The organism is Nocardia sp. NPDC003693 (genome assembly GCF_053981095.1).
The window spans coordinates 168176-184089 of record NZ_JBSFNO010000014.1 but is presented as its reverse complement, the minus strand read 5'-3'; the positions used below and the strand labels follow the sequence as shown (position 1 = coordinate 184089).

At 68.8% G+C, this 15914-nt stretch carries 18 protein-coding genes; 6 read left to right on the top strand and 12 right to left on the bottom strand.

Translation table 11 applies throughout. The features are described 5' to 3' along the window. Positions 1–531: 531 nt before the first annotated feature. Positions 532–885, top strand: coding sequence for a hypothetical protein (locus ACWDOP_RS18115; protein ID WP_456346007.1), 354 nt, complete (start codon positions 532–534; stop codon positions 883–885). Positions 886–1085: 200 nt separating this feature from the next. Here ACWDOP_RS18115 and ACWDOP_RS18110 read toward each other — a convergent pair whose 3' ends face one another. After that, positions 1086–1847, bottom strand: coding sequence for an SDR family NAD(P)-dependent oxidoreductase (locus tag ACWDOP_RS18110; RefSeq protein ID WP_456346006.1), 762 nt, complete (start codon positions 1845–1847; stop codon positions 1086–1088). A gap of 273 nt (positions 1848–2120) precedes the next feature. On the opposite strand from ACWDOP_RS18110, the gene ACWDOP_RS18105 reads away from it, so the two are divergent. Then, positions 2121–2348 (top strand): hypothetical protein, encoded by a 228-nt coding sequence (locus tag ACWDOP_RS18105; protein ID WP_456346005.1) that lies wholly within the window; start codon positions 2121–2123, stop codon positions 2346–2348. Positions 2349–2427: 79 nt separating this feature from the next. Here the strand turns inward: ACWDOP_RS18105 and ACWDOP_RS18100 are convergent, their stop codons facing one another. Then, positions 2428–2787, bottom strand: coding sequence for an SMI1/KNR4 family protein (locus ACWDOP_RS18100; protein ID WP_456346004.1), 360 nt, complete (start codon positions 2785–2787; stop codon positions 2428–2430). Positions 2788–2933: 146 nt separating this feature from the next. On the opposite strand from ACWDOP_RS18100, the gene ACWDOP_RS18095 reads away from it, so the two are divergent. Next, a complete protein-coding gene (locus ACWDOP_RS18095; RefSeq protein ID WP_456346003.1) occupies positions 2934–3689 on the top strand; it encodes an SMI1/KNR4 family protein in 756 nt (251 codons plus the stop codon). 187 nt (positions 3690–3876) lie between these two features. On the opposite strand, the gene ACWDOP_RS18090 is transcribed toward ACWDOP_RS18095, so the two are convergent. Both ACWDOP_RS18090 and ACWDOP_RS18085 read right to left on the bottom strand, forming a co-directional pair. Then, on the bottom strand, positions 3877–4434 hold the full coding sequence (locus tag ACWDOP_RS18090; protein WP_456346002.1) for a hypothetical protein: 558 nt from the start codon (positions 4432–4434) through the stop codon (positions 3877–3879). Positions 4435–4585: 151 nt separating this feature from the next. After that, positions 4586–5071: a hypothetical protein gene (locus tag ACWDOP_RS18085; RefSeq protein ID WP_456346001.1), complete on the bottom strand. Its 486-nt coding sequence runs from the start codon at positions 5069–5071 to the stop codon at positions 4586–4588. Positions 5072–5349: 278 nt separating this feature from the next. Between ACWDOP_RS18085 and ACWDOP_RS18080 the strand changes: the two genes are divergently transcribed. Beyond that, complete coding sequence (locus tag ACWDOP_RS18080; RefSeq protein WP_456346000.1) at positions 5350–5796, top strand: hypothetical protein; 447 nt, start codon at positions 5350–5352, stop codon at positions 5794–5796. A 65-nt stretch (positions 5797–5861) separates the two neighbouring features. Here the strand turns inward: ACWDOP_RS18080 and ACWDOP_RS18075 are convergent, their stop codons facing one another. The 6 genes from ACWDOP_RS18075 to ACWDOP_RS18050 form a co-directional block, all read right to left on the bottom strand. Continuing rightward, positions 5862–6509 carry an HAD family hydrolase gene (locus ACWDOP_RS18075; RefSeq protein WP_456345999.1) on the bottom strand — a complete coding sequence of 216 codons (648 nt, stop codon included), beginning with the start codon at positions 6507–6509 and terminating at the stop codon, positions 5862–5864. 36 nt (positions 6510–6545) lie between these two features. Next, on the bottom strand, positions 6546–7217 hold the full coding sequence (locus ACWDOP_RS18070; RefSeq protein WP_456346025.1) for a sirohydrochlorin chelatase: 672 nt from the start codon (positions 7215–7217) through the stop codon (positions 6546–6548). 145 nt (positions 7218–7362) lie between these two features. After that, positions 7363–8661: a sulfate adenylyltransferase subunit 1 gene (locus ACWDOP_RS18065; protein WP_456345998.1), complete on the bottom strand. Its 1299-nt coding sequence runs from the start codon at positions 8659–8661 to the stop codon at positions 7363–7365. Next, positions 8661–9587, bottom strand: a complete 927-nt coding sequence (gene cysD / locus ACWDOP_RS18060; RefSeq protein ID WP_456345997.1) for a sulfate adenylyltransferase subunit CysD — start codon at positions 9585–9587, stop codon at positions 8661–8663. Before cysD ends, ACWDOP_RS18065 begins: the two co-directional genes overlap by 1 nt. Next, the gene (locus tag ACWDOP_RS18055) at positions 9566–10276 is read right to left on the bottom strand and encodes a phosphoadenylyl-sulfate reductase (protein ID WP_454201273.1); all 711 of its coding nucleotides are present in this window, start codon (positions 10274–10276) and stop codon (positions 9566–9568) included. Before ACWDOP_RS18055 ends, cysD begins: the two co-directional genes overlap by 22 nt. A gap of 15 nt (positions 10277–10291) precedes the next feature. Then, positions 10292–12100 carry a nitrite/sulfite reductase gene (locus tag ACWDOP_RS18050; protein WP_456345996.1) on the bottom strand — a complete coding sequence of 603 codons (1809 nt, stop codon included), beginning with the start codon at positions 12098–12100 and terminating at the stop codon, positions 10292–10294. 388 nt (positions 12101–12488) lie between these two features. Here ACWDOP_RS18050 and ACWDOP_RS18045 point away from each other — a divergent pair, with 388 nt between their 5' ends. Next, the gene (locus ACWDOP_RS18045) at positions 12489–12896 is read left to right on the top strand and encodes an SgcJ/EcaC family oxidoreductase (RefSeq protein ID WP_456345995.1); all 408 of its coding nucleotides are present in this window, start codon (positions 12489–12491) and stop codon (positions 12894–12896) included. Positions 12897–12939: 43 nt separating this feature from the next. On the opposite strand, the gene ACWDOP_RS18040 is transcribed toward ACWDOP_RS18045, so the two are convergent. Further along, entirely contained in the window at positions 12940–13884 is a 945-nt protein-coding gene (locus ACWDOP_RS18040; RefSeq protein ID WP_456345994.1) for an immunity 49 family protein, read from the bottom strand. Continuing rightward, positions 13874–14473: a VanZ family protein gene (locus ACWDOP_RS18035; protein ID WP_456345993.1), complete on the bottom strand. Its 600-nt coding sequence runs from the start codon at positions 14471–14473 to the stop codon at positions 13874–13876. Before ACWDOP_RS18035 ends, ACWDOP_RS18040 begins: the two co-directional genes overlap by 11 nt. A gap of 98 nt (positions 14474–14571) precedes the next feature. On the opposite strand from ACWDOP_RS18035, the gene hemW reads away from it, so the two are divergent. Further along, positions 14572–15876 (top strand): radical SAM family heme chaperone HemW, encoded by a 1305-nt coding sequence (hemW, locus tag ACWDOP_RS18030; protein WP_456346024.1) that lies wholly within the window; start codon positions 14572–14574, stop codon positions 15874–15876. Positions 15877–15914: the final 38 nt, after the last annotated feature.

Sequence of the window (15914 nt, the reverse complement as noted above, 5' to 3'; positions counted from 1 at the left end):
CACTCACACAACGCACTCCGCCCCGAGTACCGTGCCCTCGGCACCCTCGGACGTCGAGTCTCGCGCCTTAGAGACGCGGTCCACCGGTAGGAATTCCCTGGTCGGCGAGGCGGGACACCCGGCCGCCCGGCTCCCGGTGGCTGCCCCCCTCGCCTCGGAGGAGGTGGCTGGGCTGGTCGGTCGGTCCGCGAGTTCTGATATGGGCGTGCCGATCCGGAGCGGACACGCTGCGCCGCTGGTGATACGCATGGCTGCCGCGACTGAACGCTCTCTCCGTGGGATTGATGAGCCTGCTGCGTCAGGGGCTTCGGTTCGGGTGGCGCGTGTCGCGCACATGGCCGTCGGGCAAGGCTCGGCTGACGGGGTCCTGCGCGGCGGGTCCGTTCCGGTCCGCGGGTCGGGTGCGGCGTCGTGGGTACTCGTCGCAACCCGCTCGCTTGCTATCGGCGGAACGGGAGCTCATCGACTATGAGCAGGGCGACCAACCGGGCCATGCGTCAAACCGCCTGGCCGCGACCGGATTTGCGGGTCGTGGCGGGGCGATCGGGGCAGGCGGACGCCGAGGGTGAGGTGGGCGCCGGGGCGCTGGGCGGGTCGGGCGTCGCGGGGGAGCGGTATCGGGGGCGGCTGGCCGAGCGGCTGGCGGCCGGGGTGGTTCGGGATGGGGCGGGGGAGTCGCCCACCGAGTTGAATCAGTTCTTCCTGTGGCATCGGAGCGCGTTGGCCGCGCCGGAGGTGCCGTGGGAGTCCCGTGGGGGTGGCTCCGCGCGCGCTGTGGAACCGCGTGGGGCGGGGGCCGCCGTGGCGACCGAGCTTCCGAAACCGTTGGTGGTCTTGCGATTCGACCGCCGTATCGAACCCGCTGGGACCGTGGCGATCGAGTAGCTCTCGCCACCCAGGAACGGCGACGTGCTGGGCGGTGAACCCGGAAGCCTCCCGCCCGCTCGTTGTCGATGAAGCGACCGGCCCACCCTCGCGCCTAATGTGCCCAGCGCGACGGTGGGCCCGGTTGCGTTCGGACCCGAATTGACCAAAGCCCCTCGGCTATTCGGTGAAGCCCGAGCCCCGGCGCGGTCCTATGGTTCTCAGCGTGCGGTGAAGCCGCCGTCCACGGTCAGGGCCGCGCCGGTGACGAACGACGCCTCGTCGCTGAGCAGGAAGGTACAGAAGGCGGCGATCTCCTCGGGGCGTGAAATGCGGCCGAGTGGGTGCAGGGCGGCGATGGCGGCCTCGCCCTCGGGGGTGGCGCCCATGGACGCGCGGAAGGCCGGGGTGTCGATGGCGCCGGAGACGATGGCGTTCACCCGCAGCCCGTGCTCGGCGTTCTCCAGCGCGACCGCGCGGGTGAGCCCGATGACACCGTGCTTGGCCGCCACATACGGTGCGACCGAAGCCATTCCGACGACGCCGAGATTGGAAGCGTTGTTGAGGATCGCGCCCCCGCCCGAGGCCAGCAGCGCCGGAACCTGATGCCGCAGACCGTAATACACGGCCGTCAGGTTCAGTTCGATGTCCGCCCGCCACCCGCCGGCCTCGATGTCCTGCACCGCCCCGAACGCGTTGATGGCTCCGGCGTTGTTGAAAGCCCCGTCCAGCCTCCCGAATTCGCCGACCGCCGCCGACGTCAGTCGCTCGACGTCCGCCTCGACCGTCACGTCGGTAGGCACGAACAAGGCCCGCCCACCCCGACCCTCGATCTCCTCGACCAGCCGGTCCCCGGCTTCCTTCCCCCGGGCTCCCAACACGACCGCACCCCCTTCGGCGACGACCCGCCGCGCGACCGCCTCCCCGACCCCCGAGGTGGCCCCGGTGATCAGCACAACCTTGCCCTCGAACCGAGCGTCCATGTTCCCGTTCTCCTCGCGGTAGCGATTTACTTGACACGTCATATTCAATCCGCGGCCGGTTTCGGGTGCTGGCGGTAATAGGACATGGAACTTGATATGTCATGCAATGGAGTGGACGGCCGGTTGGCCATGCGAGCCCGGCCGCCGTCGGTGCGGGTGCCAACGGATCTGGGGTCTGCGCGAGCGCCCCCGGGCTGGCTAGCTTCGCAGGTGACTCGAATCCCTGCGCGCGGTCATCGGACCGCGCCGCAGGCCGATACCTCGGAGGCATCCATGCGTCGAACCGTCCAGCTCGCAGTGATCGGAGCGGCGACGGCCGCGGCCCTGTCCGTCGGCTACGGCCCCGCGGCCGCGGAGACCGGCTCGATCGGCACCGGCTCCCTCGAATCCGGCTCGCTGTCACCGGAGATCGCCAAGCACAACCTGCTCTGGCTGCTCGACATGACCGGTTCCTACGAAAACCCCTGCGACCCGATGGGCCCCTGCTTCCCGACCCGGTAGGCGCGACCCGGCTCCCCGGCACGCCGCGGCGGCGCGTTCGACGGCCGCCGCCGATCGGTGAGCGCGCACGCCGTCGTGGTCACCGATACCAGTCGTCCCCGTCGGCGCCCGCGCGCCGATTCAGGTAGTCGGCAAGGGAACTGGCGACCCACGTGCGGGAGTCGGTCTCGTGGTCCCACACGAACACGTCGGTGTTCCGCTCGGCGGGCACGCGCACGTAGCAGAACTGGTCCCCGCCGCCGTTGTCCCCGAAGAACATCAACTGGTCGAAAGACATGTACAGCCGCGCGAACTCGGGATCCCGCCGGAACTCGATGTTCTGCTCGACGATCTCCCGTGCCGACCACACCAGCCCCGAACCGTACTCGTCCCGCACACCGTCGCTGCCGCGCAACAGCTCTCGCAACTCGTCCGGCACCGCCTGACCGAGCCGCATCACGATCGCGTCGATTCGGTGTCCTGGGCCGCCGGCCCGAACTCGGCATCGTCGTACAGCCCGCCGATCAGGTCCTTCCACATGCGCCCGATCGTGCCACGCGCGACCGACGAGGACTGTAGGTCGGTGGGGCCTGCTACCTTCCGGTCGTGCGTGCGACAGAGCTGTTCGAGGACTACATGGCCTGGCTGCGGGTCAATGTTCCACGGGCATACGAGAACCTCGCCCCACCCGCGAGCCGGGCCGACATCGACAAGCTCGAACAGGCGCTGGGGCAGAGCATCCCGGACGATCTGGCCGCCGTGCTGATGGTCCACAACGGTCAATTGCGGACCGCCACCGCCGACCGCGACGATGACGATGCGGTGCCGTGCGTACCAACCCTCTCGTTCCTGTCGACCGCCCTCATCGAGCAGTGCTGGTCGAAATGGGTTCCGATCCGCGAGTTCGAGGACATGGACGCGCTGCAGGCATGCGGCGCGACAATGCCCGGGGCGAAAGGCCGGGTCCGGCCGCTGTACACCTCGCCGGGCTGGATCCCGCTGTGGTCGGATCCGGTGAGATCCGACTACATCGGCCTGGACCTGGACCCCGACGCGGCCGGGGTTCGCGGGCAGATCATCAACTTCGGCCGGGATGAAGAGCGGCACTTCGTGTGCGCGAACAACTTCACCGAGCTGCTGGAGATCCTCCTGGACGAGGTCCGCTCGGGCCGATGGCCCGCAACGACTCTCATCTACGACGAGGAGGAGGGGGAGGAACGCACGCTGGTCGGTGACGTCGCGGAAGGGTCGGGCCGTGCCTGGTTCGGCGCCCTCGAAGACCACTTCTTCAACGCGCTGTACAAGCGTGCCGAAGGTCCCAGCAGTCCAGCTGTTCCCGTGAACCCTCCGAGTAGTTCGTAGTCGGCCGCGGCGTGCCGCTGCGGCTCGTGGATCACGCCGGGTCGTGACGGAAAGCCTGCGGTGCGTCGCTTCCGCCGAGGTCTACGACGCGGCCTCATCGTCGATGGCGTGTAGCCGTCCAAGAAGAATCAGCCGACAACCCTTCCGCTGCCGGGGAATCCGGCAGCGGGTCACATCAAACCTTCGGTTACTTCACGCCGCTCGTGATCGCGGCTGCCTGGCGCGCGGCGATCGCGACCGCCACCTCGGCGGGGACGTACTCGCCGGTCTTGCTGTTGAACTCGATGATCGAGAACGCCTTGCCTTCGGCGAAGATCGCGACCGTCGTGCCGTCGGGGCCGTTCAGGATCCCGCCGTCGACGCCGACGTCGATGGGGGTGAAGGCCGCGCCGGCCTTCTGGGCCACATCGGTTTTCGCCGCCGCTACCGCCGCGACGGCGGACGCGGCGTCCGGCTGGACGATGACCGCGGTCGTGATCTTCTCGGTCCCGGCGCCGTTGCCGTAGATCCCGGTGATGCCGTTCTGTTCGGCCTTGCTGGACTTGAGGGTCCAGTCGGCGTCGATGTCGGTGGCCTTGATCAGCAGATTGGCGTACTCGCCCGCGCCGGGGGACACGACCGTGGTGGTGGCGGCCGACGCGGACGACGTCTCGGCCGACGAGGACTCCTGGTCCGCGCTACAGCCGGCGATTCCCACGGACAACAGCACTGCGGCACCGAACACCACAGCCTTAGATTTCTTCATCGGCAGATAATGGCAGAGGCGCAAACCCGCCGCAATCTTTCGCCGACCCGAATTCCGGGGGCATCGCTGCGCTCCGATATGGCGGGGTGCCCACGGGATTCGAGCGATCCCACCGTGCCGTGGACCGCTCGATCCGTACGACTCGACGGGATCAGAACGACCCGGTGGTGGGCGGGTTGGCGGTGCGGGGGTCGTCGCAGCCTTCGAAGCTGTGCGGGGGCGGCGGGGTCCCGTCAGGGGAGGGGAGGACGGTGACGGTCACGGACTTGGTGGCCTTGCCCTGGACGAGCTCGAGCACGTGGGTGCCGGGAGTCTGAGGACTCCAGGCGGTCGACCGACCGACCGACGGGATTCCCGTGCTGAAGGATCCGGTGCCCGGCACGGCGATGACCGACCTCGCTCGGAAGCAGGTGTCGTTGTCGGTGAAGACGATCCAGCCTTCTTCGGGTCCGTAGTTCGGCTCGTAGTTCAGGTAATACGACTCGCCGACCACGAACTTGCCCGCGGAATTCGGCTCTGGCTCGAGCATGAGCGCGGCACCGGCCTGAGGCGCTGCCAGGGAGACCGCCGCGGCGGCGGCCGCCAATGCCGAAGTGCCGCCGGCGATCCGATGTCCGAGGCGGGTCCGGGTACTCATATGTCGCTCCTGTTCATCGACCCTGGGGGAGACCGGGTCGAGGAACAGTAGCGTCCATCCGGAGTGAAACGCTTCGATTTCAGGAAGTCGCAGTGCCCACAGTTTTCGGGGCATGACCAGGCAGTATGACGAAACGTACCGCAGTTTCCGAAATTGTGACGTTTCACTAACTCTCGATGTTACCGTTCGGCGACCCTGATCCCGGGGATGAGCAGGAGTGACGGATGAGTGCGAACAGTGGACCGAGGCGGCGAATCGGTTGGAGTGCAACCGCTTTGATGGCCACGACAGTAGCGATGGTGGCGCCCTCCGCCGCTGCCGCGGAAATCAACATGAGCCTGGAAGCAGCCCCTCCCGGCGGCTACGTGACCGGGACCGAATACCGCATCACCATGCCGGAGCACGGCGGAGCCGACTTCGATAATCGGATCGTCTTCACCGACAACGGGCAGTGCTTCGCCGCCTTCTGGCGGATAGGGAACAAAGACTCCACCGGCTCGAGCAGGGTGTTCAGCTCCGTGACCATCGATGTCATCTGGGTTCCGAAGACGGTGGGCACACACAGCATCGTCGCGACCGCGGCCGGCACGAGCGTGACCTACACGGTGAACACAGTCGCCGCGCCGATCGGCACCCCACCCCCACCGGCCGAGGATCCGAATACCAACGGCTGCAACGACACCGGCAACCCTTACGCTGATCAAACCAGCACCGGCAGCTTCTGACCGGTCGGTGCGAACCTGATCCCGCCGGCTCCCTACCGGATACCGCCGAGGCTGTCCGTCTCGTGCTACTTCGGTGCGAGGACGTCGGGGAGCTGGGCGAGGGAGTCGATGACTATTCCGTGGGAGGTCTGCGGAAGCTCGGAGTGCAGGTAGCCCCAGGGGCCGCGGCGGATGAGGGCGGGGACCATGCCCGCGGCGGCCGCGGGCAGGAGGTCGTTGTCGACCCGGTCGCCCACGTAGCAGATTTCGCGGAATTTCACGCCGGCTACTTCGGCGACTTTCGCGAAGAAGGCCGGGTCCGGTTTCTCCAGGTTCCATTCGGCCGAGGTGTAGATGGCGTCGACGGGGAGTTCCATTTTCTCCAGGGCCGACTTCGCTTGCGGGGGCTGGTTTCCCGCGATGATCACCTGCACCCCGCGGCTGCGCAGCTCTGCCAGCGACGGCACCACGTCCGGGTAGAGGTCGTCGGCGTCGAAGTTGTTGCGCAGGCTGTCGGGCTCGGCCAGCGCCCACGCCTCCTGCTCGGCGTCGAGGTCGATGCCGGGGCGGAGCAGTTCGAACGCGTCGGTCAGCGGCCGCCCGGTCGCCGCCATCCCGCCGATGGCCCCCATCAAAGCGAACCCGGGCACCCCGAGCCGATCCGCCCACCGACTCCAGATCCGGGTCTCGTCGATCAGCGTCTCACCCACATCGAACACCGCAGCTTTGATCACGGCCCCACCCTATCGGGCACCGGCCGGGGGGCCGGATCAGGCCGAGCGAACGAGTGAGGCCGTCGCGGCGTCGTCGTACCGGTTCCACACGATCTCGGTCAGCGCGGGATGCGCGCCGATGACCCGCGCGTGCACGGGTTCGGGTGCGGCATGCAGGAGCCGGTCGGTGAGCAGCCCGGGAGCGAGGAACCAGGGGGCTACCAGGACCCGGTTCGCTCCGCGCTCGCGCAGGGCGGACACCGCCTCGGTAACCGTGGGTTCGGTGGTGGCGAAACAGATTTCGGTGTCCCAGCCCGTCAGCGCACCGAGCCGACGAGCTACCTCGGCGGTCCGGGCGTTGGCCTCGGCCGACGAGGAGCCGACGGCGGCCACCGCGATCCCCGGGCGATCGGGGTTCGAATCGCCGAGTTGTTCGAGCACCCGGTCGCGCAGGGCGGCGATCAAACGCTGATCCGGGCCGAGGACGTCGGCCTGGGTCAGGCGCAGGTGCGGGTGGCGGTCACCGGCGGCAGCCAGGAGCTCGGGCAGATCCACGCGGGCGTGGAAGGCGCTGCCCAGCAACAGCGGAACCACCACCGCGTGGGAATGGCCCGCGGCGGCGATCTCGTCCACGACCTGATCGATCGACGGGATGCTCAGGTCCAGGAAGGCCAGGCGCACTTCGAGATCCGGGCGGGCGGCGGCGATCCGCGCCACGACCGCGTGCATGGTCGCGGCCGAGCGGGGGTCGCGGCTGCCGTGGGCCACCGCGACGAGCGCCGGGCGTGCGGCCGCGAGGGACCGGAAGTGCCTGTGGCGCAGGGCGACCGGCAGCGAGGCGGTCGAGAACGCGCCGCTGCCGGGCGAACTCATGTCAGAGTCCGACTTCCGTGCCGACCTCGACCGCGGTCAGGGCGTCGCCGACCAGGCCCGCGGCCAGGGTGTTGCCGCCCGCCGGATCGATCAGCAGGAAGCTGCCGGTGTAGCGGTTGATGCTGTAGTCGTCCGCCGCGATCGGCTCGGCCACGCGGATCGAGATCCGGCCGATGTCGTTGAGCGCCAGTGACTCCGGCTGCGGGTCCGCGGCCAGGTTCTGCTCGTCGAAACGCTCGATCAGCGCGCCGACGATCGCCTGCGTGGTACGCGCGCCGTGCTTGAGCAGCAGTCGCGCGCCCGGGCGCAGCGGCTTGTCGCCGAGCCAGCACACGGTGGCGTCGAAGGAATCGACCGGCTCGGGAGCATCCGCCGCCGCCACGATCGTGTCGCCGCGCGAGACGTCGACATCGTTGGCCAGGATCAGCGTCACGCTGCGGCCCGGCTGCGCCGAAGCCAGCTCGCCGTTGGGGGTGTCGATGCGCTCGACCGTGGTCCGCGTGCCCGAGGGCAGCACGATGACCTCGTCGCCCTTGCGCACGGTGCCCGCCGCCACCTGACCGGCATAGCCGCGGTAGTCCGGGTATTCGGCCGTGCGCGGGCGGATCACGTACTGCACCGGGAACCGCAGGCCGACCTCGTGCCGGGTGCTGTCCGCGTCCACCGGCACCGACTCCAGGTGCTCGATGAGCGAGGGCCCGTCGTAGTACGGGGTGTTCTCCGAGCGCGAGGCGATGTTGTCACCGTGCAGCGCGGAGACCGGAATCTCCACCACATCCTCGGCGTCCCAGCCGAGTTTGGCGGTCAGCTCCGAGAATTCGGCGACGATCTGCTTGTACACACCCGCCGGATCATCGACCAGGTCGATCTTGTTAACCGCGAGGACCAGCTTCGGCACACCCAGCAGCGCCATCACCGCGGCATGGCGGCGGGTCTGCTCGATGACGCCCTTGCGCGCGTCGACCAGCAGGATCACCAGCTGCGCGGTGGACGCGCCGGACACCGTGTTCCGGGTGTACTGCACGTGCCCCGGGGTGTCGGCGAGCACGAAAGACCGTGCGGGCGTGGCGAAGTACCGGTACGCCACGTCGATGGTGATGCCCTGCTCACGCTCGGCACGCAGCCCGTCGACCAGCAGCGACAGATCCGGCGTCGACAGACCCTTGTCGACCGAGGCGCGGGTGACCGCGTCGATCTGGTCCGCGAGAACGGATTTCGTGTCGTACAGCAGGCGTCCGACCAGGGTGGACTTCCCGTCGTCGACCGATCCGGCAGTCGCCAGTCGCAATAGGTCGGACATCAGAAGTAACCCTCTCGCTTGCGGTCTTCCATGGCGGCCTCGGAGACGCGATCGTCCCCTCGGGTCGCGCCACGCTCGGTGAGCCGGGAGGCCGCCACCTCGGCGAGAATCGCCTCGTTGTCGGCCGCGTCGGAAATGATTGCGCCGGTGGTGGATCCGTCGCCGACGGTGCGGTAGCGCACCGACTTGACCGACAGTTCCTCACCCTCGGCCGGACCGCCCCACACGCCGGGGGTCATCCACATGCCGTCGCGCTGGTACACCGGGCGCTCGTGGGCGTAGTAGATCGAGGCCAGCTCGATGTCCTCGCGGGCGATGTAGCGCCAGATGTCCAGCTCGGTCCAGTTGGAGATCGGGAACACGCGCACGTGCTCGCCCGGCGCGTGCCGGCCGTTGTACAGGTTCCACAGCTCGGGCCGCTGCCGCTTGGGATCCCAGCGACCGAAGGCGTCGCGCAGGGAGAAGATCCGCTCCTTGGCGCGCGAGCGCTCCTCGTCGCGGCGGCCACCGCCGAACACCGCGTCGAAGCGGTGCTCGTTGATGGCGTCCAGCAGCGGCACGGTCTGCAGCGGATTGCGGATGCCGTCGGCGCGCTCGGTGAGCCGCCCGTCGGCCAGGTAATCCTCCACGGACGCGACATGCAGTCGCAGGCCGTACTTCTCGACCACGTGGTCGCGGAACGCCAGCACCTCGGGCAGGTTGTGCCCGGTGTCGACGTGCAGCAGCGCGAACGGCAGCGGCGCGGGCCAGAAGGCCTTGAGCGCCAGGTGCAGCAGCACGGTCGAGTCCTTGCCACCGGAGAACAGGATCACCGGTCGCTCGAACTCACCCGCCACCTCGCGGAAGATATGGATCGATTCGCTCTCGAGCGCGGCGAGAGTATCGAATTCGGTCACGGTAGAAGTCATGAGGCGTGCAACCCGCATTCGGTCTTGGCGAGGCCGGCCCAGCGGCCGCTTCGCGGATCGGATCCCGGTTCCGGCTTCCGTGTGCACGGGGCGCAACCGATGGACGGATATCCCTCCTCCACAAGGGGATTGACGAGGATGCCGTTGGCTTCGATGTACTCGGCCATCTCTTCGTCGGACCAGGCGGCGATCGGGTTGATCTTCACCAGCCCGAAGCCCTCGTCATAGGAGATCAGGGGCGCGTTGGCGCGCGTCGGGGCCTCCACACGGCGGATGCCGGTGACCCAGGCGTTGTAGGGGGCCAGCGACCTGGTCAGCGGCACCACCTTGCGCAGCCGGCAGCATTCGGCGGCGTCACGGGCGAACAGGTCCTTGCCCAGCAGCTGATCCTGTTCGGCGACAGTGTGTTCGGGCTCGACGTTCACCACGTTCACCCCGTAGACCATCTCCACCGCGTCGCGGGTGCCGATGGTCTCGGCGAAGTGGTAGCCGGTCTCGAGGAACAGCACGTCCACACCCGGATGCACCTGCGCGGCAAGCTGAACCAGCACCGCGTCCTGCATGTTGGAGGCCACGATGTAGTTGGAGCCGAAGTTCTCCTCGGTCCACTGCAACAGCTGCTGCGCGGTGGCGTTCGGCCCGAGATCGGCCGCGCCCTTCTCCGCCAGCGCGCGTAGGTCGGTTTCGGCGAGTTTGGTCGTCGTCATTGCTGTCTCCTCCAACTACCGCAGATCCGCTTCGTCGGCGCGGACCGCCCACACCGCGAAACGCTCACCCTCGTCCCGGTTCTTGACGAAGTTGCGCGTCACGCGCTCGATGTAGTCACCGAGCTCGACGCTGGTCACCTTGTGCTGGCGCAGCTTGCGGCCGAAGCCGGAATCGAGCCCGAGACTGCCTCCGAGGTGAACCTGGAAGCCCTCGATCTGATTCCCCTCGCCGTCGTCGACGAGCATGCCCTTGAAGCCGATGTCGGCGATCTGCGAGCGACCGCAGGAGTTGGGGCAGCCGTTGATGTTCACGGTGATGGGCACGTCGATGCTCGCGTTGATGTCCGCCATGCGCTGCTCCAGCTCGGGAGCCAGCACCTGGGACCGCTTGCGGGTCTCGGTGAAGGACAGCTTGCAGAACTCGATACCGCTGCACGCCAGCAGGTTCCGGCGCCACTGCGACGGACGCCCGTGCAGGCCCAGCGGTTTCAGCTCGTCGATCAGCCAGTCGACCTTGTCGTCCGGCACGTCCAGCACGATGAGCTTCTGGTACGGGGTGAACCGGATCCGGTCCGAGCCGATGGACTCGACCAGGTCGGCGACCTTGCTCAGGATGGTGCCCGAGACACGGCCGGCGATGGGGGAGAAGCCGATGGCGTTCAGGCCGTTACGCAGCTTCTGCACGCCGATGTGGTCGATGGGACGCTCCGGCTTCGCGGGCGCGGGACCGTCGATCAGCTTGCGCTTGAGGTACTCGGTCTCGAGCACCTCGCGGAACTTCTCGACGCCCCAGTCCTTGACCAGGAACTTGATGCGCGCCTTGGTGCGCAGGCGGCGGTACCCGTAATCGCGGTACAGCGAGACCACGGCCTCCCACACATCCGGCACCTCGGCCAGCGGCACCCATGCGCCGAGTCGCTGGGCGAGCATCGGATTCGTGGACAGACCGCCGCCGACCCACAGGTCCAGGCCCGGACCGTGCTCGGGATGCTCGACGCCGACGAAGGCGACGTCGTTGATCTCGTGCACCACGTCCTGCTGACCGGAGATGGCGGTCTTGAACTTGCGCGGCAGGTTGGAGTACTCCTTCTTGCCGATGTAGCGCTTGACGATCTCGTCGATGGCCGGGGTCGGGTCGAGGATCTCGCCGAAGGACTCACCCGCGAGCGGGGAACCCAGCACCACGCGCGGGCAGTCGCCGCACGCCTCGGTGGTCTGCAGGCCGACCTCTTCCAGGCGTCGCCAGATCTCCGGCACGTCCTCGATGCGAATCCAGTGGTACTGCACGTTCTCCCGGTCCGAGAGATCGGCGGTGTCGCGGCCGAACTCGGTGGAGATCTGCCCGAGGGTGCGCAGCTGGCGCACGCTCAGCGCGCCGGCGTCGCAGCGCACGCGCATCATGAAGTACTCGGCCTCGAGCAGATCGATGTTCTCGTCGCCGGTGAAGGTGCCGTCGTAGCCCTGCTCGCGCTGGGTGTAGAGACCCCACCAGCGCATGCGGCCGCGCAGGTCGCTCTTGTCGATCGAGGCGAAACCCTGCTTGGAGTAGATGTTCTCGATGCGCGCGCGCACGTTGAGCGGGTTGTCGTCCTTCTTGGACTGCTCGTTGGCGTTCAGCGGCTCCCGGTAGCCCAGGGCCCACTGGCCCTCGGACTTGCGGCGCACGGGCTTGCCCGTGCGCTCACGCGGCGCGACGGGCGCGTCTCCGGCGGCCGCGCGGGGACGCTCCGGGCGAACACGACGTTCGGCGGCGGGCCGTTCTGGACGCACAGAGCGCGCGGGAGTGACGGAATCGGAACTGTCGGCGTCGGTGCTCGACGTCATAGGGTCGCTCCTGAAGATCTTGCGGGCAGGCGAGAGGGGCTGACTCACGCCTCCGATATCAGCGAACCGGGGTAGTTCGACGCTGTAAACCTGGCGTCGATCCGGGAAGAGGGGAGCTGATCTACCGGAGGCTTCCGGCCAGACAGCTCGCGCTGCAGACACGCTTGAAGTCGACATGGCGACGTGCCACGAGTCGTACCCCAAGTCCGGTCATGGAGCTTATTGTGCCATGTCAGATGGGTTGTTCCGACCGCCGGGCGATATTTTCCGGACTTTCGAGGGAAATCCCCTGGATAGCGGACCCCATTTGTGACAGGTGTCATAGATCGGCCGGAAAACGATCTTGGACAGTTGACCTTAACCCTACTCGAGGTTCCAAGATGGGCACATGACCACGTCAGAACTCGATACCGCGGCCGAACTCGAAGCCATCCACGCCGTCGTCGCCGCCGTCAACGCCGCACAGCGCGCGGAGGACGCCGACGCCTTCCTGAACCTGTTCCATCCCGACGCCATCTGGACCACCGGCGCGGGCAAGTTCCTGAACGGGCGCGAGGAGATCTCCGCCTTCACCCGCGCGGTGCTGCCGGGCTCGACCGCGAACGGCTACGCCGAATACGAGGTGTTCTTCGTCCGCTTCATCCGGCCCGACGTGGCGGCGGTGAAGGTGCGGCAGCGGTACTTCAACCTGGACGGCGAGGTCGAGGCCGAGGGCACCCCGCTCTACGGGATGACCAAGGAGGACGGGCGCTGGCTGCTCACCTTCTGCCAGAACACCCCGGTCGCCGAGCACTGAGCCGCGCGGGCGCGCCTCGAGGGCGCGCCCTGCGGGTGTGGGGTCAGCGTTCGCGAGTGGGGTCGCCGGGGGTGCCGTGTGCGGTCCCGGGCACCGTCGATTCGACGGTCGCCGCGGCCGTTCCGAAGCCCATCGCCGAATTCGTTGCGCCCGAAGGGGTTCCGGTCGCCGCGTCGGCCAATTCACGCGCCCAGTTCGGTTGCCGCACGAATCCCGTGGGCAGGTACTCGGATTCGACCTCGACGCGGAGTCCGCGATCGTGCGCCCAGCAGGCCAGGCCCAGCAGCGGCAGGGCGATCACGCCCTCGGGGTCGGTCGACCACGGTTCCTGCTCGAAGAACGCCCGGTGCTGACGCAGCGCGTTGGTCAGCGCCCACGTGAAACCGTTCTGATCACCGGCCGCCAAGCGCGCGAAGACCTCGATGCTCGGGCGCAGCAGCAGATCCACCGGCCGCTGGGCGCCGACCCGGCTCGTCGTCTCGAGCGCGTAGGCGCGATCGGCGACGTATTCGGGGCCGTGCGCCCGGGCGGTCTGCAGCAGTTCGGCCCAGTCGTATTGGAAGTCGTCGAAGGCGTCGCCGCCGGCGGCGCGCAGCCGCTCGACCGGATACGCGGTCAGCTCGCGCAGGGCCGGCTCGTCGCGGGCGATGAGCGCCCACCAGAACGCGGACCGCCAGCCCGGCACCCGATCGAACCTGTCGAAGCCCGCCGCGATGCCCTGCTCGCGGAACCGGCCGGTCAGCGTCGTCATCGTCAGGTGCGCGAGGTGCCTGGTCGGCGGCTGCACCGCGACCGGATCCCAGATCAGCGCCCGCGCGAACATCACCCCGCAGAAGGTCCGCGCGAAATTGGGGCCGTCCGGGCGCACCTTCGGCATCGGGATCTCGTAGACGACCGGCGCCACCGACCCCTCGTCCACCACCGCGATCGCGTCGGCGTCGATCGCGTGCCTGGTCACCGCCTCGAAGTCCGCGCCGTCATCCCACATTCGATCCCCCTGTCGCCCAGCCCATCCGGAGCAGCACCCGCGTACTGTACGACCGCCCCGCCGCCCGCCGCGACCCGTGCGCCCGCCCCAGCGCCGCGCCGATCCCCGCCCCCGCCGCGTTCATCAGCACGTCGTCCACCGACGAGTACCGGCCCAGATCCAGGACGTACTGCGCGATCTCGAGCCCCAGCGACAGCGCGGCCCCCACCGCGACCATCCGCCCCACCCCCGCGAACCGCGAAAACCGCAGCGGCAACAGCAATCCCAGCGGAACGAACACCGCGAGGTTGGCACTCACCTGCACGAAGCTGTTGAACGACCCCTCCGCGACGGTGTCGATCAGATCCACGAGCGGAACCAGGTTGACCCCCCGAGCACCCCCCTCCAACGGCGTGAGGATCATCCACACCCACGGCAGCGTCCCGACCACGATCCCCACCTCGGCGAGCCCCCATCGCAGCGCTCGCCCCCGCTCGCCCCCGCGCCGCACCCGCCACCGAAAAACTCCCCACCCGATCCCGCCCGCGACCGGCACGAGCACGCCCCACCCGATCAGGACCCCGCCCCACAGTTCCCACACATGCTGCACCCCGCCGACGCTATTGCCACCCGCCCCCGGTTTCCACCACCGATCCCCGGAGATCCCGTGGAGATTTCGTGTGGTTCCCCGGGCCGGCCCCGGTCTTCATGCAGCTCGTGGAATTCCCGCGCTGCGCCGCGGGTCGGTCCGCGTGCGGTGTGATGTGGGCCTCCGGTCACACTGGTGGGGTGACGTCTTCGGTGAGTTCGAGCAGCGTGGCCGTGTCGGCGGCGGATGAGCGGGCCGAACCGGTGCTCGGGGACTTCGGGGGCGGGGCGTTCGGGATCTACGTCCATGTGCCGTTCTGTGCCACGCGGTGCGGGTACTGTGACTTCAACACCTATACGGCGGGGGAGTTGGGGACCTCGGCCTCGCCGGAATCGTGGTTCGAGGCGTTGCGCGGGGAATTGGCCGTCGCCGCAGCGCGATTCGACGCGTTGCCCAGTGATACGCCGGAGGTCGAGACGATCTTCGTGGGCGGGGGAACGCCGTCGCTGCTGGGCGGGGACGGGCTCGCCGACGTGCTGCGCGCCGTGCGGGCCAACTTCACCCTCGCCGCCGACGCCGAGATCACCACCGAATCCAACCCCGAATCCACCTCGCCGGAGTTCTTCGAACGACTCCTGGACGGCGGGTTCACGCGCATCTCGCTCGGCATGCAGTCGGCGGCCGCGCACGTGCTGAAGGTGCTCGACCGCACACACACGCCGGGCCGGGCCGTGGCGGCCGCGCTCGAAGCCCGCGCCGCCGGATTCGAGCACGTGAACCTGGACCTCATCTACGGCACGCCGGGGGAGCGCGACAGCGACCTCGACGCCAGCCTCGACGCGGTCCTGGCCGCCGGGGTCGACCACGTCTCGGCCTATTCGCTCATCGTCGAGGACGGCACCGCCCTGGCCCGCCGCGTCCGGCGCGGTGAACTGCCCGCACCCGACGACGACATCCTCGCCGCGCGCTACGAGCGCATCGACTCCCGCCTCGAGGCCGCGGGCCTGAGCTGGTACGAGGTCTCCAACTGGGCCGCGAACGACCGCGCCCGCTGCCGCCACAACCTCGGCTACTGGGACGGCGGCGACTGGCTCGGCGCGGGACCCGGCGCGCACAGCCACATCGGCGGCACGCGCTGGTGGAACGTGAAACACCCTGCGCGCTACGCGGATCGGGTCGCCACCGGCGGCCTGCCCGCCGCGGGCTGGGAGGCGCTCACCTCCGACGAGCGGTACACCGAACGCGTGATGCTCACCGCCCGCCTGCGCACCGGCCTGCCCATGGCCGACCTGGACGCCGACGGCCGCCGCGCCGCCGAACGCGTGGTGGCCGACGGCCTGGCGCTGACCCGCGACGGCAACCTGATCCTCACCGACCGCGGCCGCCTCCTCGCCGATGCCGTCGTCCGCACGCTCCTCACCTGACCGGTTCACCGCATCCCTTCCTTCGACCCGCGTCGGCG